At 60.9% G+C, this 24,353-nt stretch carries 24 protein-coding genes; 14 read left to right on the top strand and 10 right to left on the bottom strand.

Going from position 1 to position 24,353, the window contains the following annotated elements; all coding sequences use genetic code 11:
* The first annotated feature begins 107 nt into the window (after positions 1 to 107).
* From DWU98_RS06035 to hisIE, 9 genes are all read left to right on the top strand, one after another.
* Positions 108 to 443 carry a YerC/YecD family TrpR-related protein gene (locus DWU98_RS06035; protein ID WP_115494567.1) on the top strand — a complete coding sequence of 112 codons (336 nt, stop codon included), beginning with the start codon at positions 108 to 110 and terminating at the stop codon, positions 441 to 443.
* Complete coding sequence (gene hisG, locus DWU98_RS06030; RefSeq protein ID WP_115494566.1) at positions 440 to 1,333, top strand: ATP phosphoribosyltransferase; 894 nt, start codon at positions 440 to 442, stop codon at positions 1,331 to 1,333. The genes DWU98_RS06035 and hisG overlap by 4 nt, the downstream gene beginning before the upstream one ends.
* 11 nt (positions 1,334 to 1,344) lie before the next feature.
* Positions 1,345 to 2,652, top strand: coding sequence for a histidinol dehydrogenase (hisD, locus tag DWU98_RS06025; protein ID WP_115494565.1), 1,308 nt, complete (start codon positions 1,345 to 1,347; stop codon positions 2,650 to 2,652).
* Entirely contained in the window at positions 2,649 to 3,725 is a 1,077-nt protein-coding gene (gene hisC, locus DWU98_RS06020) for a histidinol-phosphate transaminase (protein WP_115494564.1), read from the top strand. The genes hisD and hisC overlap by 4 nt, the downstream gene beginning before the upstream one ends.
* Positions 3,722 to 4,786, top strand: coding sequence for a bifunctional histidinol-phosphatase/imidazoleglycerol-phosphate dehydratase HisB (hisB, locus tag DWU98_RS06015; RefSeq protein WP_115494563.1), 1,065 nt, complete (start codon positions 3,722 to 3,724; stop codon positions 4,784 to 4,786). Before hisC ends, hisB begins: the two co-directional genes overlap by 4 nt.
* Positions 4,786 to 5,376, top strand: coding sequence for an imidazole glycerol phosphate synthase subunit HisH (gene hisH, locus DWU98_RS06010; RefSeq protein WP_115494562.1), 591 nt, complete (start codon positions 4,786 to 4,788; stop codon positions 5,374 to 5,376). The genes hisB and hisH overlap by 1 nt, the downstream gene beginning before the upstream one ends.
* Before the next feature lie 76 nt (positions 5,377 to 5,452).
* Complete coding sequence (hisA, locus tag DWU98_RS06005) at positions 5,453 to 6,181, top strand: 1-(5-phosphoribosyl)-5-[(5-phosphoribosylamino)methylideneamino]imidazole-4-carboxamide isomerase (RefSeq protein WP_115494643.1); 729 nt, start codon at positions 5,453 to 5,455, stop codon at positions 6,179 to 6,181.
* A complete protein-coding gene (gene hisF / locus DWU98_RS06000) occupies positions 6,175 to 6,945 on the top strand; it encodes an imidazole glycerol phosphate synthase subunit HisF (protein WP_115494561.1) in 771 nt (256 codons plus the stop codon). Before hisA ends, hisF begins: the two co-directional genes overlap by 7 nt.
* Before the next feature lie 13 nt (positions 6,946 to 6,958).
* Positions 6,959 to 7,591 carry a bifunctional phosphoribosyl-AMP cyclohydrolase/phosphoribosyl-ATP diphosphatase HisIE gene (hisIE, locus tag DWU98_RS05995; RefSeq protein WP_115494560.1) on the top strand — a complete coding sequence of 211 codons (633 nt, stop codon included), beginning with the start codon at positions 6,959 to 6,961 and terminating at the stop codon, positions 7,589 to 7,591.
* 11 nt (positions 7,592 to 7,602) lie between these two features.
* On the opposite strand, the gene DWU98_RS05990 is transcribed toward hisIE, so the two are convergent.
* The 4 genes from DWU98_RS05990 to DWU98_RS05975 all read right to left on the bottom strand — a co-directional run bounded on the left by DWU98_RS05990 (position 7,603) and on the right by DWU98_RS05975 (position 10,698).
* A complete protein-coding gene (locus DWU98_RS05990) occupies positions 7,603 to 8,622 on the bottom strand; it encodes a C13 family peptidase (protein WP_115494559.1) in 1,020 nt (339 codons plus the stop codon).
* Positions 8,623 to 8,631: 9 nt separating this feature from the next.
* On the bottom strand, positions 8,632 to 9,318 hold the full coding sequence (gene mtnC, locus DWU98_RS05985) for an acireductone synthase (protein WP_115494558.1): 687 nt from the start codon (positions 9,316 to 9,318) through the stop codon (positions 8,632 to 8,634).
* 175 nt (positions 9,319 to 9,493) lie between these two features.
* Positions 9,494 to 10,054: a 1,2-dihydroxy-3-keto-5-methylthiopentene dioxygenase gene (locus DWU98_RS05980; protein ID WP_115494557.1), complete on the bottom strand. Its 561-nt coding sequence runs from the start codon at positions 10,052 to 10,054 to the stop codon at positions 9,494 to 9,496.
* On the bottom strand, positions 10,051 to 10,698 hold the full coding sequence (locus DWU98_RS05975; protein WP_115494556.1) for a methylthioribulose 1-phosphate dehydratase: 648 nt from the start codon (positions 10,696 to 10,698) through the stop codon (positions 10,051 to 10,053). Before DWU98_RS05975 ends, DWU98_RS05980 begins: the two co-directional genes overlap by 4 nt.
* A gap of 155 nt (positions 10,699 to 10,853) precedes the next feature.
* Here DWU98_RS05975 and DWU98_RS05970 point away from each other — a divergent pair, with 155 nt between their 5' ends.
* Entirely contained in the window at positions 10,854 to 11,186 is a 333-nt protein-coding gene (locus DWU98_RS05970) for a high-potential iron-sulfur protein (RefSeq protein ID WP_115494555.1), read from the top strand.
* Positions 11,187 to 11,580: 394 nt separating this feature from the next.
* On the opposite strand, the gene DWU98_RS05965 is transcribed toward DWU98_RS05970, so the two are convergent.
* Both DWU98_RS05965 and DWU98_RS05960 read right to left on the bottom strand, forming a co-directional pair.
* Positions 11,581 to 13,059 carry an amino acid permease gene (locus DWU98_RS05965; protein WP_115494554.1) on the bottom strand — a complete coding sequence of 493 codons (1,479 nt, stop codon included), beginning with the start codon at positions 13,057 to 13,059 and terminating at the stop codon, positions 11,581 to 11,583.
* 74 nt (positions 13,060 to 13,133) lie between these two features.
* Positions 13,134 to 14,618, bottom strand: a complete 1,485-nt coding sequence (locus DWU98_RS05960; protein WP_115494553.1) for an amino acid permease — start codon at positions 14,616 to 14,618, stop codon at positions 13,134 to 13,136.
* 164 nt (positions 14,619 to 14,782) lie between these two features.
* Here DWU98_RS05960 and DWU98_RS05955 point away from each other — a divergent pair, with 164 nt between their 5' ends.
* Positions 14,783 to 15,352: an NUDIX hydrolase gene (locus DWU98_RS05955; protein ID WP_196239474.1), complete on the top strand. Its 570-nt coding sequence runs from the start codon at positions 14,783 to 14,785 to the stop codon at positions 15,350 to 15,352.
* On the opposite strand, the gene DWU98_RS05950 is transcribed toward DWU98_RS05955, so the two are convergent.
* The 4 genes from DWU98_RS05950 to DWU98_RS05935 form a co-directional block, all read right to left on the bottom strand.
* Complete coding sequence (locus DWU98_RS05950) at positions 15,324 to 15,845, bottom strand: 3-hydroxyanthranilate 3,4-dioxygenase (protein WP_115494551.1); 522 nt, start codon at positions 15,843 to 15,845, stop codon at positions 15,324 to 15,326. The genes DWU98_RS05955 and DWU98_RS05950 overlap by 29 nt on opposite strands.
* Before the next feature lie 49 nt (positions 15,846 to 15,894).
* Complete coding sequence (locus DWU98_RS05945; protein WP_115494550.1) at positions 15,895 to 16,644, bottom strand: hypothetical protein; 750 nt, start codon at positions 16,642 to 16,644, stop codon at positions 15,895 to 15,897.
* A gap of 128 nt (positions 16,645 to 16,772) precedes the next feature.
* Positions 16,773 to 18,662 carry a DNA topoisomerase IV subunit B gene (parE, locus tag DWU98_RS05940; RefSeq protein WP_115494549.1) on the bottom strand — a complete coding sequence of 630 codons (1,890 nt, stop codon included), beginning with the start codon at positions 18,660 to 18,662 and terminating at the stop codon, positions 16,773 to 16,775.
* Between the two features lie 100 nt (positions 18,663 to 18,762).
* The gene (locus DWU98_RS05935) at positions 18,763 to 20,562 is read right to left on the bottom strand and encodes an aminopeptidase P family protein (protein WP_115494548.1); all 1,800 of its coding nucleotides are present in this window, start codon (positions 20,560 to 20,562) and stop codon (positions 18,763 to 18,765) included.
* 208 nt (positions 20,563 to 20,770) lie between these two features.
* Between DWU98_RS05935 and cyoA the strand changes: the two genes are divergently transcribed.
* From cyoA to cyoC, 3 genes are read left to right on the top strand one after another with little or no spacing between them, the layout of a single operon-like run.
* On the top strand, positions 20,771 to 21,700 hold the full coding sequence (cyoA, locus tag DWU98_RS05930) for a ubiquinol oxidase subunit II (RefSeq protein WP_230474712.1): 930 nt from the start codon (positions 20,771 to 20,773) through the stop codon (positions 21,698 to 21,700).
* Between the two features lie 3 nt (positions 21,701 to 21,703).
* Complete coding sequence (cyoB, locus tag DWU98_RS05925) at positions 21,704 to 23,719, top strand: cytochrome o ubiquinol oxidase subunit I (RefSeq protein ID WP_115494547.1); 2,016 nt, start codon at positions 21,704 to 21,706, stop codon at positions 23,717 to 23,719.
* Positions 23,720 to 23,722: 3 nt separating this feature from the next.
* Complete coding sequence (gene cyoC / locus DWU98_RS05920) at positions 23,723 to 24,352, top strand: cytochrome o ubiquinol oxidase subunit III (RefSeq protein WP_115494546.1); 630 nt, start codon at positions 23,723 to 23,725, stop codon at positions 24,350 to 24,352.
* Position 24,353 lies beyond the last annotated feature (1 nt).

Genomic DNA, 24,353 nt, shown 5'->3' with positions numbered 1-24,353 from the left:
TTCTTGCGGGTTTCTCAGGCTCGGATTGCCATCCCCAGCCTACAAACTTGCGCCGGCCGTCCATGGTGCCTACAATGCGCTCCACTGTGTTAATGCGTTAGTACATTATGAAGCGCCGATCGATCGACCCGGAAACCCCCGACGAGTCCGCCAAGCTCAGCCTCTGCCGCGCGTTGCTCTCGCTGAAGAACGTGGAGGAAATGAGCGCCTTCCTCAACGATCTGTGCACCCCAGCGGAGATGGAAGTGCTGGTGGATCGTTGGCGCGTGGTTCCTTACCTGCTGGAAGGCGTGTCCTATCGTGAAATTCACGAGCGCACCGCGGTCAGCATCACCACCATTGGGCGGGTGGCGCGCTACCTCAACCAGGGCAGCGGCGGCTATGTGGCGGCGGCCGCACGCGCGTCGCGCGCTCGCACGGCGGCAAAAAGGGCGCGCGCATGAAACCCCGGGACCGCTTGCGCATCGCCATGCAGAAATCCGGGCGGCTGACCGAGCCGGCGCTGGAGCTGCTTAACCGTTGTGGCCTTAGCTTTCGCCAGAGTCGCGACAAACTGTTCTGCTTCGGCGAGGGCGAGCCAGTGGATTTGCTGCTGGTTCGCGACGACGACATTCCAGGCCTGATCGCGCAGGGCGTGTGCGATCTGGGTATTGTCGGTCGCAACGTGCTCAACGAATTCAAAGGCATCGCTGGCGATGGCGGCGCGGCGCTCACCGAATGGCGTTCGCTCGGTTTCGGGCGTTGCCGTCTCTCCGTTGCCGTACCGCACGACATGGCCTACAACGCGCCCACGGACTTGTCCGGTTTGCGTATCGCCACGTCCTACCCGGGCCTGCTTGGTGCGTGGCTCCGGGAAAATAGCGTAGATGCCTCGGTGATTACCTTGGCCGGCTCGGTGGAAATCGCTCCAAAGCTCGGCACCGCCGATGTGATCTGCGATCTGGTGCAGAGTGGCGGCACCTTGGTCGCCAATCAGCTGCGCGAAACCGATGTGCTGCTGCAAAGCGAGGCGGTGCTTGCCGGGCCGCAGTCGCTGCCCACCGATGAGCGCGGCGATATGGTGGAGCTGTTGCTCAAACGCCTGGATGGCGTGATCCAGGTACGCGAATCGCGCTTGCTGCTGCTGCAAACCTCGCGCACGACGCTCGACGCGGTGACGCGCCTGTTGCCTGGCGGCCCGCAGCCAACCTTGCTTCCGGTGGCGGGGCAGCCCGATCAACTCATGCTGCAAGCGCTGTGTGCCGGCGAGGTGAGCTGGCGCCAATTGGAAGAGATCAAGAAAGCCGGCGCGCGCGAGATGTTCGTGCTGCCGGTCGAAAAAATGCTTGCGTGAGATAGATCGGCATGAAACGGATCAATTGGAACACTCTTAGCGAAGCCGAGCGCGATGCAGTGCTGGCGCGGCCCGTGCAATCGCGTGCCGAAGACTTGCGTCGTGGCGTCGAGCAGATCATTGGCGAGGTGCGAGCAAAAGGCGATGCGGCGCTGCGGGAACTGTCCGCACGCTACGACCATTGCACGCTCGATGCCATCGAAGTGAGCGAAGCGGAATTCGCCGCGGCTGAGGCGGCGTTGGCGCCTGACCTGAAGTCCGCCATTCGTGAAGCCGCCGCGCGCATCGAGGCGTTCCACGGCGCGGCTGCGCCGCAGCCGGTAGGCGTGAATACGGCGGTGGGCGTGCGTGTGGAGCGCATGTTGCGGCCCATCGGTCGCGTGGGTTTGTATGTGCCGGCCGGGACCGCCCCGTTGCCTTCCACCGCGTTGATGCTGGGTGTGCCCGCGCGCATTGCAGGTTGCCGCGAAGTGGTGTTGTGTTCCCCGGCGCGCGCGGACGGCACGTGCGATGAAGCCGTGCTGTTCGCAGCGCGCACCGTTGGTGTGCATCGTGTGTTCAAGCTGGGTGGTGCGCAGGCGATTGCCGCCATGGCGTATGGCACGCAAAGCGTGCCACGGTGCGACAAGTTGTTCGGTCCCGGCAATGCGTGGGTGACCGAAGCCAAATTGCAGGTGTCATCCGACCCCGATGGCGCGGCTATCGACATGCCTGCTGGCCCATCCGAAGTGCTGGTAATTGCTGACGCGCAAGCCAACCCTGTGTTCGTGGCGGCGGATCTGTTATCGCAGGCCGAGCATGGCCCCGACTCGCAGGTTGTGCTGGTCAGCCCGTCGACGACGCTGCTCGACAACGTAGCGGCAGAGGTGGAGCGCCAATGCGCGCAATTGCCACGTAGCGGCATTGCAGAGCAGGCGCTTGCGCAGAGCCGTCTCATTGAGGTGACATCGCTGTTGCAGGCCCTGGAGGTGAGCAACCGGTATGCGCCGGAGCACCTGATTCTGCAGGTCAGCGGTGCACGTGATCTGCTCGCTGGCGTAGAAAGCGCGGGGTCCGTGTTCGTAGGCGCTTGGACGCCGGAATCGGTCGGCGACTACTGCAGCGGCAGTAATCACGTGCTGCCTACCTACGGTTATGCGCGCAGTTACAGCGGCGTATCCGTAGCCAGTTATCAGAAGCAGATCACGGTGCAGGAACTAGACCCAAACGGGTTGCGCGCGATTGGTCCATGCACGGCCACGCTCGCCGCAGCCGAACAGCTGGAAGGGCATCGCCGGGCCGTCACGCTTCGGCTGGCAGCGCTGGGAGTGCGTCTATGAGCGTGCTGGATCTCGCGCGGCCTGAAATCCGTACGCTGCAGCCGTATTCATCGGCACGCATGGAAGCCGGCGGTGGCCAGATCATGCTCAACGCCAATGAATCGGCGTGGCAACCTATCGGTGAGGCGGGCGCAGGGTGCAATCGCTACCCCGATCCGCAGCCTGAAAGATTGCTGTGCGCGCTGGCATCGCTCTATGGCGTGAAGCGCGAACAATTATTTGTCGGACGCGGCAGCGATGAAGCCATCGATTTGCTGGTTCGCGCGTTCTGTCGCGCGGGTCAGGATGCCATCGTTGTTCAGCCGCCTACGTTTGGCATGTATGCGGTCAGCGCGCGTATACAGAATGCCGCCGTCATCGAGGCGCCGCTGGCGACCGATTTCAGTCTCGACGTGTCCGCCTTGCTCGCCGCGGTGGCGCCGTCGGTAAAGCTGGTTTTTCTTTGCACACCGAATAATCCCAGTGGCAAAGCGATTTCAGGCGCGGATATCGAGCAGGTGGCGCGCGCGCTTGCGGGCAGGGCGCTGGTGGTGGTTGACGAGGCGTATATCGAGTTTGCCGATCAGCCCAGCGTGATCGATATGATCGATGGCTATGAGCACGTAGCGATACTGCGAACCTTATCCAAGGCGTGGGCGCTGGCCGGCGCGCGCATCGGCAGCTTGATTGCCAGTGCGGATGTGATTGCGCTGATACGACGCATCATGCCGCCGTATCCGCTGCCGTCGCCATGCGTTGCTGCGGCGCTTGAAGCGCTTTCACCGTCTGGGCAGGACGCGGCGCGGGAGCATATCACCGTTGTGCGCGAGCAGCGCACAATCATGCGCCGCGTATTGCCGCAGCTATCGTGCGTGCGCGAGGTGCTGCCATCGGAGGCCAACTTCCTCGCCGTGCGCTTTGCCGATGCGGGAGACGTCTACCAGCGTCTCTTGCACGCCGGCATCGTGGTGCGCGATATCCGTCGCTATCCGGGATTGGGCGATGCACTGCGCATCACGATCGGCACGCCCGACGAAAATGCGCGGGTGCTCGCTGTGCTGAACGAGGCGATGTCGAACAAGGAACGCGCATGAGCCGCAAGATACTTTTCATCGACAGAGACGGCTGCCTCATCGAGGAACCTGCCGACGAGCAGATCGACAGCTACGAAAAGCTGTCCTTGCTGCCGGCCGTGATCACCGCTTTGCAACGCATCGTCGCCGCCGGGTATGAGCTGGTGATGGTGACCAACCAGGATGGCCTTGGCACGAACAGCTTTCCGCAGACGCAGTTCGACGGTCCGCACGCATTGCTGACGCGTATTCTCGCCTCTCAGGGCGTGCGTTTTCGCGAAGTGCTGATTGATCGCAGTTTTCCGCATGAGGGGTTGGATACCCGTAAGCCCGGTATCGGCATGATGCGGCACTACCTGGCTGATGATGGCTGGTCGCGCGCCGAATCGGCGATGGTGGGTGATCGCCAGACCGATCTGCAGTTCGCCGCAAACATGGGCGTGCGTGGTTTTTTGGTGGGTGCTAACGGCATCGGCTGGGAAGAGGTCGCCCATCAACTGCTGGATCGCCCGCGCGTTGCCGAAGTGGTGCGCAATACCAAGGAAACGCGCATTACGGTGCGCGTGGATCTGGACGCCTGCGCCGAACCGGTTGCGCATACGGGCCTGGGCTTTTTCGATCACATGCTGGAGCAGATCGGCAAGCATGGCGGCTTCGCGTTGCGCATCCAATGCGATGGCGACACCAGGGTCGATGAGCATCACACCATCGAAGACTGTGGTCTCGCGCTGGGGCAAGCCTTGCGCCAGGCGCTGGGCGATAAGCGCGGTATCGGTCGTTACGGCTTTACGCTGCCGATGGATGAATCGCTGGCCAGTGCCGCGCTGGATCTCTCGGGTCGTCCGTACTTTGTATTCGAAGGTCAGTTTCCACGTGAAAAGGTCGGTGATGTACCTACCGAACTGGTGCCGCATTTTTTCCGATCGCTGTGCGACACCTTGGGTGCCAACCTGCACTTGAGCGTAAAGGGCGACAACGCACATCACATGGTGGAAGCATGCTTCAAAGTGACCGCGCGTACATTGCGCCAGGCCATTCGTCGTGAAGGCGAAGAGTTGCCGAGCACGAAAGGAGCCTTGTGATGAGCGTGGTGCTGGTCGATGCCGGTGGCACCAATATCGGATCGGTACGCTACGCCTTGCAACGGCTCGGCGTAGAGGCGCCACTGACCGCCGACGCCCAATGCATCCGCGATGCGGATAAGGTCATTTTGCCGGGTGTCGGTGCCGCGGGCCCGGGCATGGCGCGTCTACACGAGCTGGAACTGGTGGACGTCATCCGCTCATTGACGCAGCCGGTGCTTGGCGTATGCCTTGGCATGCAGTTGCTATGTGAGCACTCCGAAGAGGGTGACACAACCTGCTTGGGTGTGATTCCGGCGTCCGTTCGCAAGTTCGAGGAATCGACAGAACGTTGCGTGCCGCATATGGGCTGGAACCGATTGTCGCCCACGGTCAAGCATCCCTTGCTGAAGGATTTGGAAGAGGGTGATTGGGCCTACTTTGTGCACAGCTACGCGGTGCCGGTGGGTGATTACACACTCGTCGGCAGTGATTACGGCGGTGCGTTTTCCGCGGTCATCGCCAGCGGAAATTTCCATGGCATGCAGTTTCATCCGGAGCGATCGGCGAGTGTCGGCGCGAAGCTGCTGAAGAATTTCCTTGAGCTCTAAGTTGATCTGAGTGGCGGCTGACATGGATGGGACGCAGCCAGTTGTGCAAAACAGACACCTCGAAGAACTGACCCGTATGAATGTTGAAGTCATCCCAGCCATCGACCTTCGCGGCGGCCAGGTCGTCCGCTTGCGACAAGGTGATTACGCGCAAGAAACGCAATACGCCTGCGCGCCCCAAGAACTGGCGGCCCGTTATGCACGCGCGGGCGCACGCTGGCTGCATGTCGTCGACCTCGACGGCGCGCGCGCGGGCGACCTTGCCAATCTCTCTGTGATTAGCGCGCTGGCGAAAGCCGGCATGCAGGTGCAAGCCGGTGGCGGCGTGCGCGCGCAGGACGATGTGCATCGCCTGTTCGACGCAGGGGTAAGCCGGGTGGTGCTGGGCAGTGTCGCCATTCGCGATCCCGAGCGTGTGGCCAGATGGCTCGACGCCTATGGCGCGGAGCGTTTCACCATTGCATTGGATACACGCTATCGCGATGGTGTCTGGAGCCTCCCCAGTGCTGGCTGGACCGAAGAAGAGACACGCACTTTGGATGAGTTGGCGCCCTGGTACGCGCACCATGGCGCGCGTCATCTGCTATGCACGGACATCGAGCGTGACGGCATGTTGGCGGGTTTCAATCTGGCGCTTTATTGTCACCTCGCGCAAATCGTGCCGCAGCTCGCCGTACAGGCCTCTGGTGGAGTGCGTTCCTTGGATGACATCCGTACAGCGCGCGAAGCAGGTGCGCACGGCGTGATCCTGGGGCGGGCATTGCTGGAAGGGCGTTTTACGCTGGAGGACGCATTGGCATGCTGAGCCGCCGCATCATTCCCTGCCTGGACGTGCGCGATGGCAAAGTCGTCAAAGGGGTACGCTTTCGCGATCACGTGGTGATGGGCGAAATCGTCGATCTGGCGTGGCGTTATCGCGACGAAGGCGCCGATGAACTGGTGTTTTATGACATCACGGCGAGCCCGGAGGGTCGTAGTGTCGATCGGAGTTGGGTGGAACGCGTGGCACGCGTGATCGATATTCCGTTCTGTGTGGCCGGTGGCATTCGCTCGGTGACGGATGCGCGCGCTGTATTGCATGCTGGGGCGGACAAGATCTCCATAAATTCACCCGCACTGGAGCGCCCGGGACTGATCGATGAACTGGCCGCCGCCTTCGGCGTGCAATGCGTGGTGGTCGGCATCGATTCCATGCGTGATGCCGATGGTGAATGGCGCGTTCGCCAATATACCGGCGATCCGTCCAAGACGCGTTCGCTGCAGCGCCGCACGCTGGATTGGCTGACTGAAGCACAGCGGCGCGGCGCCGGTGAGATTGTACTCAACTGCATGGACACCGATGGCGTGCGCCAAGGTTACGACCTGGTGCAGCTCACCGCCGCGCGCGCCTTGTGCAAAGTGCCGCTGGTTGCCTCCGGTGGCGCCGGCACCACGGCGCATTTTCGCGACGCGTTCACGCAGGCTCGTGTTGATGGTGCCTTGGCCGCCAGTGTTTTTCACAGCGGCGCCATTGCCATCCCTGATCTGAAGCATGACCTCCAGCGCGAAGGCATCGTGATTCGCTTGTAAGAGAGAGCCGGCCATGAGTGAAGCAATAACCAAGTTCAATGCTCTGGATCTGAACCAGATCGACTGGGAGAAGTCGGAAGGGCTCGTACCCGCCATCGTGCAGCACTGGCGCACGGGTGAAGTACTGATGCTTGGCTACATGGATGCCAAGGCGCTTGCCATGACGTTGACCAGCGGCAGGGTGACGTTTTTCAGTCGAAGCAAGCAACGATTATGGACCAAGGGCGAAAGCTCCGGCCATGTGTTGCATCTGAAATCGGCACGCGTGGATTGCGACGGCGACACGCTATTAGTGTTGGCCGATCCCCACGGACCAACCTGCCATATGGGAACTCGTAGTTGCTTCGGCAATGACGTGCGCCCACCGCTGGGCTTTCTTGCACAACTGGATACGCTGGTCGAAAGCAGGAAAAGGGAGCTGCCGGCCGACAGCTACACCACGCGTTTATTCCAAGAAGGTACGCGCCGCATCGCGCAGAAAGTGGGCGAGGAGGGCGTTGAAACCGCACTCGCCGCAGTCGCCCAGGGTGACGACGAGCTGCTTGGCGAGGCCGCCGACCTGATTTTTCACCTCACGGTGCTATTGCGTGCGCGCGGATTCGGGCTTACCGACGTTACTGAGCTATTGGTGCAGCGGCACGGATAACCGCGCGATCTTCATTGCATCGCCGTGCCGGTGCTGCTCGTCGATGGCGGCGGGGGCAAGAAGGGTACGGAAGCACCGGGCGTCACCGCTCTACGCCATTGCGCCAGCTGTGCCGCGATGCCCGCGCCGACGTCCATCTGCGGCTCCGACGGCGTGAGTTTGTCTTGTTGTTCCCAGTTGGCGATGTCGTGCTTGGCAAGCTGGAAAGCGTCGACGAAATTGTCGGTCTTGTTCAGTGCATCGACCAGCCACGCCTTGCCGAAATACGTGATATCCGAATCGCTGCCGCAACCGAATGAGCTGCGATCCGCACGCGCCGCGGTGAGCACGAGCGTGCCCGGGCCGTGCAGATCGGGCACAAACCCGCCGGAATAGCAGGCATTCACGACCACGACCTTCCATTTGAACGGGCGCTTTTTCAAGATGCTGGCCAGATCAGGTGCACCAATTTGATCCAGCGGGAGCGGATCCATGTCGACGAGCAGATTGTGGTCTTCGTCGCCGTGGGAGGTCATGTAGACCACCAGGATGTCCTGGTCCGGTTTCATGACCGTGGTGAGCTGGTCCAATGCCGCTTCCAGATTGCTCCAGTCCGCCAGCGGATGCGTTTGCAATGTAGTGGGATTGTTTTCCAGCACGAGTGCATGCGCGGTCGGCCCGAAGCGCTGGGTGAAAAGTTGCGCTGCGTATTCGGCTTCGTTGCGGAATACGTCTTCGCCGCCGTCGCCCGCAAAGGTGAGCAGGTAGAGATTGGTCTTATCCGGGACACGTGGGGACAGTTTCGACACCGCCTGGCGGACCAAGGTGGGCTGGGAGTAGATCACCTGTTCGGGTGAGGGCCCCTGATTGGGCCAGTCATCGCCGCTGTCGTTGTCGTCATCGCTGCCGGATGTGGCCGGTGCGGGCGATGCGCTGCTGCTGGTCGCCACATCCGATACCTGTTCCTGATGCGGCGGCTGGCGATGGGCGACCAGCAACATCAGCAGCACGCCGGCGGCGAAGGAGAGCAGAGCGATGAGTGTGGTGCGCATGGCGTCGGCTCAAGGCTCGATGGCATCGAAGCTGGTGTAGGCGGGGTGCCTGGGCTGGGCCGGGACGTCCAGCGGCGGACGCAGCAGCCATCCCGTGTGCAGCCCGGCAGCGCGGGCAGCGTCCAGTTCCTCCACGACATCGGAGAGAAACAGCACGTGTTCGGGACGCTCGCCAATCGCGTCCACAATGCGTTCGTAAGAGGCGGGTTCCCGCTTGGGGCCTGTTTGGGTATCGAAATAGCCGGCAAACATCGGGGTGAGGTCGCCCGCTTCGCTATAGCGGAAAAATAGCCGTTGCGCCGGCACCGACCCGGAGGAATAGACGTACAGGTGCAGGCCCTCGCCGCGCCAGGCGTGCAGGCGTGCGGCGACCTCGGGGTACAGGTGGGCGCGGTATTCGCCGGCTTCGTAACCCTCTTGCCAGATCATGCCTTGCAAGGCCTTCAGTGCCGTGGATTTGCGGTCCTCGTCGGTCCAGCGCAGCAACATCTCCACGATTTCCTGCCTGGCCGCCTCGATGATGCCCGCTTCCCTGGCTGCCTCGTGCAGCCAGTGCTGCACGTGCGGCTGGTCGCCGTGCGTTTCGATAAAGGCCGGTAGGCGGTGACGCGCATAAGGGAACAGCACGTCTTTAACGAAGCTGATCGAGCTGGTGGTTCCTTCGATATCGGTAACGATGGCGCGGATGACGGTCATGGGGGCCACGATGGGGATAGGCTCCCAAGCTTAGCGTGCACCTGCCTGGGTGCAAGCGGCGCACGTCGCGGTTCCACTCCTGATCCGGGGGCGCCATCCCTTGATGAGCCATGTCTCGGCGATCGCCCCGGCCAGGGCGGGGCAACGGTTAGCGGCCACTGAGATCCGATGCCGATTACGCCAGGCTGGCCAACGGTTCCATACGCGGGAACTGGCCGGCGATGTCCGAGCCGGTAAACTGGGCGACCCAGCCATCTTTGTTGGTGAACAGGCGTATCGCCACGAAGTAGGGCGCTTCGCTCATGTCGAACCAGTGGCGGGTACCGTCGGGCACCCCGATCAGGTCGCCCTGCTCGCACCCGACGTCGTAGACCTTCTCGCCGATGTGCAAGGTGAACTGGCCGGCACCGGCGACGAAAAAGCGCACCTCGTCCTCGCTGTGCGTGTGTTCGCTGAGAAACTTCTGGCGTAGCGCTGCACGGTCGGGGTGATCGGGCTTGAGGCTGATCACGTCCACCGATTGGTAGCCTTCTTCGCGCATGAGGCGATCGATGTCGCTGCGGTAGGCCGCGATAACCTCGTCCTGACTGGCTCCGGGTGCTACCGGGTGATTCGCTTCCCACTGTTCGAAGCGCACGCCGACCTTGCCCAGCTCGCGGGCGATGCTGGCGTGATCGTTGTGCACCGATAACGGGTTGTGCGGATGGTGCTCGTCGAAAATGCGCAAGCGGCTCATGCGTTGAGTCTCCTCAGATCCAGTTCGCACTCGAGCAGGAACTCGAGCGCTTCCAAATGGCGGCGCGCTTCGGCCATGTCATGTCCCCACGTATAGATGCCGTGACCGTTGATCAAGTAGGCATGCAGGGGTTTGCCCGAGTCGATCCACGCGTCCACTTGCGCGACCAGCTCCGGCATATGTTGCGTGTTGGGAAAGACGGGGATATTCAGCTCGCTCTCGTGCGTGGTGTGGCCACGGATGGCTTTCTGCAATTCCCAGCCTTCCAGGCGGATAACGCCTTCGGCCGCGAACAGACGCGAAGCCACGCTCTGCGTGTGCGAATGCGTGTGCAGCACGACGTTGACCTCGGGCCAGCGCCGATACACCTGCGTGTGGAGTTCCGTTTCCGCACTCGGCCGCGAGCTCGTACCGACCGCTTTGCCATCCATGTTCACCAGCATGATGTCGTCGCGGCCGAGCTTGCCCTTGTCGCGCCCGGAGATTGTTATTGCCGCGTGATCGGCATCCACGCGCATTGAAAAATTGCTGCTCGTGGCAGGCGTCCAGCCATGCTGCGCAAGTTCGCGCGCTGCATGGGCGATGGCTTCTGCACGCTCATAGAAAAGCGTCGGTGGAATGGAGGCAGGCAGGTCTTGGCTCATGGCAAATGGACGTCCAAACGAATATCAACTATAGCATGTGAGGAAACGCGCGAAATGCGAGTTATTCGCGACAAGGCCCTGATGCGTCTCATCGCGCTACGATGCAGGGAGCATCGCCGCGGTTGGGCGGCGAATAACATGTGATGAGGGTGATTATGTCAGGGCATGAAGATATCGCGTCACGTCGTCGTTTCCTCAAGCTTGCCGCCGGTACCGCCGCCGCGGCAGTGATGGTGAGTGGGTTGCCGCGGGTCGCGCGCGCGGATGATTTGCCGCATGTTTCAGAAGCCGACCCCACCGCGAAGGCGTTGGGCTACGTGGAAGACGCCTCCACCTCGAAAGATCCCAAGCGCAAGCCTGGCGATACGTGCGTAAATTGCCAGTTCTATACCGGCGCCCCGAGTGGTTATGGACCCTGCCAACTCTTCCCGGGCAAATCCGTGAGCGCGAAAGGGTGGTGCATTTCGCACACGGCCAAGCAAGCCTGACGTGTCGTCTGTTTACGAAGGCCGGCCCCGCGCCGGCCTTTTTGTTTGTGCATCAGGCGAGCGTAAAAAGAAAAAAACGCCTGTACGAGACAGGCGTTCGATGAAAGAAACGAAGGGGTGTTGCTGAAAGTGCTACCCGGACGCGTCAGGACGAGGAGCTAACGGGCCTGACGCGCCGGGTGGCGATCCGGGGCCCACTGCCAAGTGATCAACCCACGGGCCATTGATGATACTCCGGTTGGCCGATTTAGAGCGGGTTGCGGTTGGAAAATTGTGGCGGTGGAAAATTTTATCCTTTTATTTCAATGGATTAAGGATAAAATTGAACCTACAACCTTCACATCGTTAAAACGTCGTTGCTGGCACGTTTTCGACAGTTCACTGAAGATGCCTGCTATTCGCGACAGTTCGCTGGCGTTTGATCTTTGGTCCAGCCATTGGCGATACGCAGGCGACTATGGCGCAGTCCATAGGTGAAATAAATCGCAAAGCCGATGAGCGTCCAGACCACCATCAGCGCCCAGTTGAACCAGTCGAACGTGGCCAGCAGGCCCAGGCAGCTCAGCACACCGGCGACGCAGATGACGTGCGCCCATGGCACGCGGAACGTGCGCGGCAATTCGGGTGAGGTATAGCGCAGGATCAGCACGCCCGCGCACACAGCCACGAACGCAATCAGCGTTCCCATCGAGGTCAGGTTTGCCAGCAGATCGAGCGGGAACACGGCCGAGAGCGCCGCAATGCTCACGCCCGTGATGACTGTGTTGATATGCGGAGTACGGTGACGCGGGTGAATGCGGTTGAATATCCTCGGCAACAGGCCGTCGCGCGACATGATCATGAAGATGCGCGGCTGCGCGATGATCATCACCAGGATCACCGACGACAAGCCGATCAGCGCGCCGATCTCCACGATCAACCGCAGCCAACCCAATTCAGGATGCGCCCTGATTGCGGTGACGACCGGTTCGTCCGTACCCAGTTGCGTATAGGAGATAAGGCCAGTCAGCACGGCCGCCATCGCCAGGTACAGCACCGTGCAGATCACCAGCGACACCAGCGTGCCGAAAGGAAGATCGCGTTGCGGGTTCTTGCACTCTTGCGCGGCGGTGGACGTTGCCTCAAAACCGATATAGGCAAAGAACACCATGCCAGCACCGCGCAGGATGCCGTCCCACCCGTATTTGTGATTGCCCTGCGAGGCGGGAATGAACGGATGCCAGTTGGCCGGATCCACATAGCGATAACCGGCCACTACCACCACGATGATCAGTCCGACCTTCAACATCACCATCATCAAATTGATGCCGGCCGATTCGCGGATGCCGATGTAGCACACCCAGGTGAGCGCCAGCACAATTGCGACGGCAGGCAGGTTGAACAGATGCCCCGTTGGGACCAGTGTGCCATTCATGTACGAGAAGGGCGCATCGGTGAGCGCAGGCGGCAGGTTGATACCCATGTGATTAAGCAGGCTGAGGAAGTAACCCGTCCAGCTCGTAGCGACTGCAGACGCCGAAATACCGTATTCGAGCACCATGTTCCAGCCAATGAACCAGGCCACCAGCTCGCCGAGAGTGGCGTAGGCATAGGAATAGGAACTGCCGGAAATTGGAATCAGCGTTGCAAACTCGGAATAGCACAGCGCGGTGAAACCACTGCAGATCGCCGCCAGCACAAACGAAATCAGCACCGCCGGCCCCGCGTGATCCGCCGCTGCCTGACCCGTGACCACGAAAATGCCGGTGCCGATGACGGCGCCGATGCCCAGCGCGGTAATGCCCCATGGGCCGAGGGACCGTCTCAGGCTGGGGCCGTGCGACGACTCATCGTCGGAAAAATCGATCTTGCGGGCGAACAGCTGTTTCAGCATAGGGTTCCCTGAAAGAAAGCCGGCACGGTGTAGTCACCGTGCCGGACAGTATTCACGCGGTATGACGCATTACCTCAGGCAGGTTCGGTGCCGTTGGCCAGATGGCTCTTGCGGTGACCATACAGATAGTAGACGAACAGGCCGAAGATGCCCCAGCCGAAAAATACTTCGATCGTCTTGAGCGGCAGGTTGACGAACAGCAGCAAGCAGCCGAGCACGGCGAGCGGACAGACCACCCAGACCAACGGCGTGCGGAACGGGCGCTTGCGATCCGGCTGCTTCACGCGTAGCACCATCACGCCGACAGCCACCATCATGAACGCAAACAGCGTGCCCGAGTTGGTGATGTCGGCCAATTGGCCGACCGGATAGATCGCACCGAACAGCGAAACGAACAGGCCGGTAATCAACGTGATTACGTGCGGCGTGTGGAAGCGCGGATGAATCTTGGAAAGCGAAGCAGGTAGCAGGCCGTCGCGCGCCATGGTGAAGAAGATGCGCGTCTGGCCGTAGGTCATGGTCAGGATCACGGAAGGCAGCGCGATGCTCGCCGCGGCCCCGATCAGATCACCCCACGAGTTGTGATTGAGCAGGCGCAGCGCATGCGCGAGCGCTTCCTTGCTGCACACCAGTGCTTGGGAACCTTTGCAGGCCAAGGCCATTTCCGGCGTACCCGGCTGCAGCACAGCGCCGCCGGCGCCGGTTACCGGTTGTGCGCCCACCGAGCCGATCGCACCGTAGCTCACCAGCAAGTAATAGACGGTGCAGATGCCGAGCGAACCGATCAGGCCAATGGGAATATTTCGGTTTGGATTCTTGGTTTCTTCGGCAGCGGTGGATACCGCATCGAAGCCCACATAAGCGAAAAAGATCGATGCCGCTGCACCCAGCACGCCGATACCACCCATCGGGCTGCCCCAGCCGTTGGGCACGAACGGATGGAAGTTTGTCTGCTGCACCTTCGGCAACGCGATCACGACGAAGACGGTCAGCGCGATCACCTTGACCAGCACCAGAATGGCGTTGACTTTGGCCGACTTCGATGTGCCGATCACTAACAGGAACGTGACTACCGCCCCGATCAGAAATGCCAGCAGGTTGAAAGTGCCGCCATCCATCGGTCCGGCGCGCAGGAAGTCGGGTAATCCGATGCCGTGGTTTGCGAGCAGCCCGTTCATGTATCCAGACCAGCCCACGCAAACCGTGCTGGCCGCGATCGTGTATTCCAGGATCAGCGCCCAGCCAACAACCCACGCCATGCCTTCACCGAGCACACCATAGGTATAGGTGTACGCCGAACCGGCCACGGGAACCATCGATGCAAGTTCGGCGTAGGCCAGTGCAGCCAGCGTGCAGACGATGGCTGCGATCACGAACGAGACCATCATGCCTGGACCGGCTTTCTGGCCCGCTTCGGCGGTGAGTACGAAAATACCCGTGCCGATAATGGCTCCGATGCCGAGCATCGTGAGCTGGAACGCACCTAGCTGTCGGGTAAGGCCCTTCTTTTCGGCGGTGGCGATAATCTGGTCGAGTGGCTTGACGCGCTTGAAAAGCATGTAGGAGGGCTCCCCGTGGAAACTGACATCACATCTTCGAAAGCCACAGCGGGCCGGGGCCAGTCGATCCGAGGTGACGCCCAACCATAGCGGAGCGGATGGAGGGGTACAAGCTGCGACGCAGCTATGATGTACCGTTCCGCATTTCGCCCGTGTCACAAGTCATGTCCGTATCTGTTTCGTTAGCTGCCGCCTTCCAGAACTATCGGTTGCGTCACCCGGAAGAGGCATTCACGAGCGCGCAGTTCATTCAATTTCTGAACTCTGCCCCCGGTGTTTTCTTACGCGAGCACGCGACAGGGCATTTCACGGGCTCCGCGTGGCTGGTGAGCGCCGACGGTGAGCGCGTATTGCTTACTCATCACCGCAAGCTGGGGCACTGGTTGCAATTGGGCGGGCATGCCGACGGCGATGTGGAACTTGCGCGTGTGGCCTTGCGGGAAGCGGAAGAGGAATCGGGTCTGGATGGTTTGCAGGTGGACGACGACATCTTCGACCTCGATTGCCATCTGATTCCAGCCCGCGGTAATGAGTCAGAGCATTGGCATTACGACGTGCGTTACGTCGTGCGTGCCACGCACAACGAATGCTTCATCGTGAGTGATGAATCACTGGACTTGGCCTGGAAGCCCATTCGCGCCATCGCAGCAGATATGCAAGCCGATGCATCACTGCAACGCATGGCACGCAAGTGGCTGGATAAGATCAACCGTAGCGCGCCGGTGCTGGATTAAGATGCCCACACGCTTTGCACGTACGCGCATCATGTGATGCATAGAAGCGATCGAACACCGGCGGAAAATCGGACTCTATGCTTTGCAGCGTGAAATATTCTTCGTAAAGCGTGTGGTTGCAGTTTTCGCAGAACCACAGTAAGCCATCTTTTTCATGAGCCAGCCGGCGGCGCTCGATGACCAGGCCCACGGAGTGGGGCATGCGCTGCGGCGAATGCGGTACGCGAGGTGGCAGATAGAACAATTCACCCGCGCGGATGGCAATGTCTCGCGCAACGCCTTCATCCTGGATCTTCAGCACCATCTCGCCTTCCAGCTGATAGAAGAACTCGGGGCCTTCGTCGTAATGGTAATCGGTACGCGCATTGGGGCCGCCGACGATCATCACGATGAAATCCCCGTCGACGATGCACTTGTTTCCAACCGGTGGTTTGAGCAGATGACGGTGCTCATCTATCCAGCGCTTGAGGTCAAGGGGCGGCAGCAAGGCCATGCGAAGGTTCCGGTGAAAGCCCGGACGCCACCATACCGCCGAGTCGGCGTCAGAGGGAAGATGCTGCGGCGGACACCTCGCTCACCGGAAGGAATTGGAGAAACTGGCCACCGAAAAAGCTTTGTGCATAGTCGATCACCGAGCGACGATATTTTTCGGACGTGAATTCCGCGACGAGATCCAGGCGACCGATCATGGCGCCGAACAGACGTTCGAAGCTGAGGTTGCGTTCATGCTCGGAGTCGGCGTTGGAAAGGAGTAATGGCTGGCCTGCACGATCCCTGCGTTGCGCGAGCATCCACATGGTAATTTCGATGTTGCGAGCGGCGTTGTAGACCTTTTGCGCATCGAGGCCATCGATCAGGTATTGCTGGCGTTTGCCGCCGTGCGCGGTAATCAACATGTCGCCTAATCCATAGACGAGCGTGGCGACGCGATCGCCTTTGAACTCCGGATCAAGCGCCAAGCGCATCGCCGCGGTATCGCGTGCATCCAATCCAGGCAGTGGCTTGTGTTGTTCAAGGGCCGTGCGCACGTTGGCTGCGGCGTCCTGGCGACTATGGGAGCTTCCTTTTTTCCATTCCGCCGGATTGCGCTTGTAGAGTTTGTCCATCAGCACATACAACGCATCGAGGTTGTCGCGCAATTCCAGATTGGCCATGCGGTTGGGACCCGACTGGATCAGTTGCCCCGTGGTGAGCTTCGCTTCGGGCACGACCCGGCCGTTGACGGGCGGCGTGGATTTGCAGCCCGCAAAAATGAGGGTCAGGGCAGGGAATAACCGCGCGTACTTCTTCATGCCTGTGATACCTATCCTTGGAATGCATAAAAAATGCGCCGCATAGAGCGGCGCATGGTATGCGTAGTATCTCAGCAATGCTGCTCAGCCTTTGTCCTTCAATGATGAAGGCGAATGCCGCTGCGTGATCACACTTCCAGCGTGGCCAGATCGCCTTTTTCTTCGAGCCAGCTCTTGCGATCGGAAGCGCGTTTTTTCGCCAGCAGCATATCCATCAGTTTGGCGGTGCCGTCGCTGTCTTCGACCGTGAGCTGCACCAGCCGGCGCGTATCGGGATAGATGGTGGATTCGCGCAACTGGGACGGATTCATTTCGCCAAGGCCTTTGAAGCGCGTCACGGTGACCTGGCCTTTCATCTTTTCGCGTTCCACACGTTGCAGCATGGCCTGTTTTTCGTTTTCGTCCAGGCAGTAGAACACCTGTTTGCCAACATCCACGCGGAACAGCGGCGGCATCGCCACGAAAACGTGACCTTCGCGCACCAGCGCAGGGAAGTGGCGCAGGAACAGCGCGCTGAGCAAGGTGGCAATGTGCAGGCCGTCGGAATCGGCGTCGGCGAGAATGACGACTTTGCCGTAGCGCAGGCCACTCAGATCGTCCTTGCCAGGATCGCAGCCGATGGCTACCGCCAGGTTGTGCACTTCTTCCGACGCGAGCACCGAGGTGGATTCCACTTCCCAGGTGTTGAGGATCTTGCCGCGCAGCGGGAGGATCGCCTGGAATTCCTTGTCGCGGGCTTGCTTGGCGCTACCGCCGGCCGAATCACCTTCCACCAGGAAAAGCTCGGTGCGGGTGAGGTCGGTTGCGGTGCAATCGGCCAGCTTGCCGGGCAGGGCGGGGCCCTGGGTGATCTTCTTGCGCACGACCTGCTTGGCGGCTTTCAGACGTGCGCTGGCGCGTTCAATGGCCAGTTGCGCGATGCGTTCGCCCAGATCTACATGCTGGTTGAGCCATAGACTGAAAGCGTCATGCACTACGCTTTCCACCAGCGCGGCGGCGTTGCGCGAGGAAAGGCGTTCTTTGGTTTGGCCGGCGAATTGGGGATCCTGCAGTTTCGCGGAAAGCACGAAGGCGAGGCGCTCCCACACATCTTCCGGCGCGAGCTTCACACCACGTGGCAGGAGATTGCGGATATCGCAGAATTCGCGAATGGCATTGGTAAGGCCGGTGCGCAAGCCGTTGACGTGCGTACCACCCTGCACGGTGGGAATGAGATTGACATAGCTTTCTTGCACCAGCTCGCCGTCCGGCAACCAGGTGAACGCCACATCCAGGCCTTCTGTCTCGCGTGCAACGTGATGGACGAACAGATCGGCCGGCAAACAATCGGCGCCATCGAGTTCGCCGCGCAAGTAATCGCGCAGACCATCTTCGTAGTACCACTCGTTCACTTCGCCGCTGGCTTCATCGAGCAGCTTGACGTTGAGGCCGGCACAGAGCACGGCTTTGGCGCGCAGTAGATGTTTCAGCTTGGGCAGTGAAATCTTCGGCGAATCGAAATACTTCGGATCGGCCCAGAAGCGCACGGTCGTGCCGGTTTTCTTCTTCGGTACGGTACCGATGGTTTCCAGCGGGCTGGAGCGATCACCGTTGGCGAAGCTCATGCGGTATTCGTTGCCGTCGCGACGAATGGTGACGTCCACCTTGTTCGACAACGCATTGACTACCGAGACGCCCACGCCATGCAAACCGCCGGAGAAGTTGTAGTTCTTGCCGGAGAATTTACCGCCTGCGTGCAATCGGGTGAGGATCAGCTCCACGCCGGGGATGCCTTCTTCCGGGTGGATGTCCACCGGCATGCCGCGGCCGTCGTCCGTGACCTCCACTGAACCGTCGGTGTGCACGATCACTTCGATCGACTTGGCGTGGCCGGCCAGCGCCTCGTCGACCGAGTTGTCGACGACTTCCTGCACCAGGTGGTTCGGGCGGGTGGTGTCGGTGTACATGCCCGGCCGACGCTTGACGGGGTCAAGACCGGAGAGAACTTCAATGTCGGCGGCGTTATAGCGACTGCTCATGCGGGAATGTGCGATGGAGTTAGACGCGCGAGGATGGGTTGCTGCGAGAGTAAGGTCAAGACGTTTCGCACCCTCTCCCTGTGGGAGGAGGGTGGGGCCGTTACAGCGGTGCGCAATGTTTCTCCAGCCACGCCAGGTCCGCATCCTCGAGCAGCGGCGACAGCGCCGCCCGCACGGTGGCGTGGTAATCATCCAGCCAGGCTCGTTCGTCCGGGCTCAACAGGCTCGGTTCCAGCGCGCGGCGGTCGAACGGGCAGAGGGTAAGGGTTTCGAAGGCGTGGAAGTCGCCAAATTCGGTCTGCTCGGCCTCCACTACCACGGCGAGGTTTTCGTGGCGGATGCCATGGCGTGCAGGCTTATATAAGCCTGGTTCGATCGAGGTGATCATGCCCGGCTCCAGCGCAACCAGCGTGGCACCGGAAACCGGTGGGCGAATGCCGTGCGGCCCCTCGTGCACGTTCAGAAAGTAGCCCACGCCATGGCCGGTGCCGTGGCCGTAGTCCATGCCGCTGGCCCATAGCGGCGCGCGCGCCAGGGCATCCAGCTGCGGCCCGGTGGCGCCCTTGGGAAAACGGGCGCGCGAGAGCGCGATCATGCCTTTCATGACGAGCGTGGCGTCGCGTCGCTGCTCGGGCGTGGTCGGCCCGAGGGCCAGCACGCGCGTGATGTCGGTGGTGCCACCCAGGTACTGGCCGCCGGAATCGATCAACAGCAACCCGTGGCGCTGCAAGGTGTTGTGGGCTTCAGGCGTTGCGCGATAGTGCGGTAGCGCGCCGTTTTCCATATAGCCGGCGATGGTGGCGAAACTTTCGCCGATGAAATGCGGTTGTGCGGAGCGCTCATCGCGAAGCAGCGCGTCCACATCCAGTTCGGTCTGCGTCATACCTGCTGCAAGGCGTTCCTCCAGGCGGCGGAAGGCGCGCACCAATGCGGTGCCGTCGCGACGCATGCATTCGCGGATGTGTGCCAGCTCGGTTTCGCTCTTGATGGCTTTGAACGCCGTGGACGGATTGGGGCCCTCGACCTGTTTGACGTCGTCCTTGACCGCCTTCAGTACGTTGCTGACCACACGGCCCGGGTCGAACAGCAAGCTATCACCGTCCTTGAGGTCCCCCAGTACATCGCCCAGCATGGCGTAGCCGGCGATGTGGATGCCTTCGCCCGTGAGGGAGGCGACCAATTGATCGCTGAGTTTGCTGCGATCGACCAATAGCGTGGCGGAGCCGGCGGTTTCCACCAGCAAGTGCGCGAGAAAGACCGGGTTGCACTCGACGTCACTGCCACGGAGGTTGGTGAGCCACGCAATGTCGTCCAAGCTGGAGACAAGATGGTGAGTAACGTGCTGCTTGCGTAATGCGCCACGCAACTTCTCGAACTTTTGCGCGCGTGATGTGCCGGCGTAGGCCATCGGGTGCTCGAAGATCGGCGCGGCGGGAAGAGCAGGGCGACCGGTCCAGGCGATGCCCGGCAGATCCAGGTCAACGCGCAGGCCGGCACCGACCTGGCCGAGCAGTTGTTCGATGTTCCGTTGTGTCGCCACCGATACGCTATCGCCGGCCATGGCAGCGACGTCGCCCTGATGCAAATGCTGCTGCAACCAGATCAGGTGCTCGGGCGCGTGTGCGACGCGTTGCTTCATCAGCGCAACACCCGTGCCGGCCAGCTGTTGTTCGGCCTGCGAGAAATAGCGCGAGTCCGTCCACAGGCCCGCTTCCTTGGCGGTGACCAGCAGCGTGCCGGCCGAACCGTCGAAACCGGAAAACCATTCGCGTGCCTGCCAATGCGCGGGCAAGTACTCGGACAGATGCGGATCAGCGGTAGGAACGAGGCATGCGGCGACGCCGTGCTTGGCCATCGCTTCGCGCAAGGCGGCAATGCGGGCGGGAATAGGAGTGCTCATGCGCGCATGGTAGCAGGCATATCGTGCGTGCTTTATCTACGCGTACGGGCTTGTCGCGCGCTTGAAATAGCGCCCTGTGCGCTGCCGCGACATTCTGCCTAGCCACGGGGATGGCCGCCGGACTAGTCACATCTTGCTGCGGCGCGATATCCTATATAGGTCGTTTCCCCAACGACACCTCCCAATCAGTCCTCCCGAAGAGTCGTTCGTGAACAAGCGTTCCCTCGTCTCCGCCTTGCGCTGGTCATGCGCAGGCCTCGCCGTGCTGTTGCTCAGCGGTTGTAACCTGGACGTCCTGTCGCCCAAAGGCGATATCGGCATGCAGGAAAAATCGCTGATCCTGATCGCCACGGGTCTCATGCTGCTGGTCGTCGTCCCGGTCATTGCGATGACCTTGATCTTCGCCTGGCGTTATCGTTCCACCAACACCAAGGCCACCTATGCGCCGAAATGGTCGCATTCGACCGCGATCGAGGCGGTGGTGTGGACCATTCCATGCATCATCATCGCCATTCTTGGCACGATCACCTGGCGCAGCACGCATGCGCTCGATCCGTACAAGCCGCTGGCGAGCCAGGTCAAGCCCATCACCATCCAAGCGGTATCGATGGACTGGAAGTGGGTCTTCATCTATCCGGATTACGGCTTGGCAAGCGTCAACGAATTGGCCATGCCGACCAACGTGCCGGTGCATTTTGATATCACGTCCGATTCGGTGATGAATGCGTTCTTCATCCCGCAGCTGGGCAGCCAGATCTACGCCATGGCCGGTATGAAGACGCAGCTCAACCTGATTGCGAACCAGCCGGGCACCTTTGCCGGCCTGTCGAGCAACTACAGCGGCGCGGGCTTCTCGGACATGCACTTCACTGCCGTGGCGACATCGCAGCAGGGCTTCCAGGACTGGATCAACAAGGTGAAAGCCAGCCCGCTGAATCTCGACGCGCCGACCTATCACGCGCTGACGCAGCCGAGCGAGAAGGTGCCGGTGACGTACTACGCAAACGTCAAGCCTGGTCTGTTCGACAGCATCATCGGCCAGTACATGGGCGATATGCAGATGAACAAGATCGGCACGGAACCCGCGCAAGCCAGCGCCATTCCCTCGAACAACGATCACGCCAAGGCGGCGGAGTAGGCCATGTTCGGAAAACTTTCTTTATCGGCCATTCCTTTCCATGAGCCGATCATCATGGGCACCCTGTTGATGGTGTCTCTTGGTATGGCGGCGCTGCTTGGCTGGCTGACTTTCCAGCGCAAGTGGGGTTATTTGTGGAGCGAATGGTTCACCACGGTGGATCACAAGCGCATCGGCATCATGTACGTCATCCTTGCGATCGTGATGCTCGTACGCGGCTTTACCGACGCCATCATGATGCGCGCCCAGCAGGCGATTGCCTCGGCCGACGCGGCCGGCTATCTGCCGCCGCATCACTACGATCAGATCTTCACTGCCCACGGCGTGATCATGATCTTCTTCGTGGCCATGCCGTTCGTGGTGGGCTTGATGAACCTTGTGGTGCCGCTGCAGATCGGCGCGCGCGATGTGGCGTATCCGTTCCTGAACTCGCTCAGCTACTGGCTCACGGCTTGTGGCGTGGTGCTGGTGATGATTTCGATGTTCGTGGGCGATTTCGCTGCCACTGGCTGGTTGGCATATCCGCCTCTGTCGGAGTTGAAGTTCAGTCCCTCGGTAGGCGTGGATTACTACATCTGGGCGCTGCAGCTATCCGGCCTGGGGACGACACTGAGTGGCATCAACTTCATCGTCACCATCCTGCGTATGCGCACGCCGGGCATGAAGATGATGCAGATGCCGGTGTTCACCTGGACGGCGCTGGTCACCAACATCCTGATCGTGGCGGCCTTCCCGGTGTTGACGGTCGCGCTGGCACTGCTGGCGGCCGACCGTTACCTGGATATGCACTTCTTCACCAATGAGCTTGGCGGCAACGCCATGCTCTACGTCAACCTGATCTGGATCTGGGGTCACCCTGAGGTGTACATCCTGATCCTGCCGTGTTTCGGCGCGTTTTCCGAAATCGTGGCCACGTTCTCGGGCAAGCCGTTGTTCGGTTACAAGTCGATGGTGTATGCCACCGCGGGTATCGGTATTGCATCCTTTGTGGTGTGGTTGCACCACTTCTTCACCATGGGGTCGGGCGCGGACGTGAATGCCTTCTTCGGCATTTCGACCATGATCATTTCGATCCCGACCGGTGTGAAGCTGTTCAACTGGTTGTTCACCATGTACCGCGGCCGCATCCGTTTCACCTTGCCGATGATGTGGACGATCGCGTTCATGGTCACCTTCACCATCGGTGGCATGACCGGCGTGCTGCTGGCCGTGCCGGGTGCGGACTTCGTGCTGCATAACAGCCTGTTTCTGATCGCGCACTTCCACAACGTGATCATCGGCGGCGTGCTGTTCGGTCTGTTTGCCGCGCTCAACTACTGGTTCCCGAAGGCCTTCGGCTTCAAGCTGGAAGAGCGTTGGGGCAAAGCTTCGTTCTGGTGCTGGGTGGTTGGCTTCTATATGGCCTTCATGCCGCTGTACGTGCTGGGCCTGATGGGTATGACGCGTCGCATGAACCACTATGCGAACCCGGCGTGGCAGCCGTATCTGGTGGTGGCTGCTGTCGGTGCAGTCATCATCGCGTTGGGCATTGGCTTCATGCTGCTGCAGTTCGCGGTGAGCATCCGTGATCGCGCCGAGAACCGTGATCTCACCGGTGATCCGTGGGGCGGCCGCACGCTGGAGTGGGCCACCAGTTCACCCGCGCCGTTCTACAACTTCGCCGTGCTGCCGCAGGTGGAAGAGCTGGATCAGTTCTGGGCCGACAAAGAACACAAGCGCGCTTATAAGCGCCATGAGCACTATGCCGACATCCACATGCCGCGCAATACCGGCGCGGGCTTGATCATGGCGGCCTTTGGTACCGTGTTCGGCTTTGCCATGGTGTGGCACATCTGGTGGCTTGCCGTTGTCGGCCTGGTCGCGATGGTCGGCACGTTCATCGCACGCGCCTATGACACCGACGTGGATTACTACGTGCCAGGTGCCGAGGTCGAGAAGATCGAGCGTGCGCGCCTGGTGCCGTTGCACAAGCTGATCGAAAACGTGGATCCGGCATCGGCCGGCCAGAAGGTGGCTTAATCCATGAGTACTGCTATTACCGCTAATCATGGCGTCGTCGCACACGGCGGCGCTCACGATCACGAGCATCATGACGACGGCTCCAAGACCCTGCTTGGGTTCTGGATCTACCTGATGAGCGACTGCCTGATCTTTTCAGGCCTGTTCGCCACCTTTGCCGCACTGGGACACGCCACCGCTGGCGGCCCGTCCGGCAAGGAGCTGTTCGATCTGAAATACGTGTTCGGCGAAACCATGCTGCTGCTGATCAGCAGCTTCACCTTCGGCTTGGCGATGCTGAACATGCATGCCGGCCAGCGCAACAAGGTGATTGCGTGGCTGTTTGTCACCTTCCTGTTCGGTGCGGGCTTCGTGGGCATGGAAATCCACGAATTTCACAACCTGATCGTGTTCGAGCATGCCGGCCCCGACCGCAGTGCGTTTCTATCGGCCTATTTCGGTCTGGTCGGCACGCACGGCCTGCACGTCACCTGTGGCCTGATCTGGCTGCTGGCGATGATGCACATGGTCGGCAAGTTCGGTCTCAACGATACAGTGCAGCGCCGTCTGTCGTGCCTGAGCCTGTTCTGGCACTTCCTGGACCTGGTGTGGATCTGCGTGTTCAGTTTTGTCTATCTGATGGGAGTGCTCTGAC

This window comes from Dyella monticola (assembly GCF_003363155.1).
GTDB lineage: Bacteria > Pseudomonadota > Gammaproteobacteria > Xanthomonadales > Rhodanobacteraceae > Dyella_B > Dyella_B monticola.
This window is presented reverse-complemented; position numbering and strand designations above follow the sequence as displayed.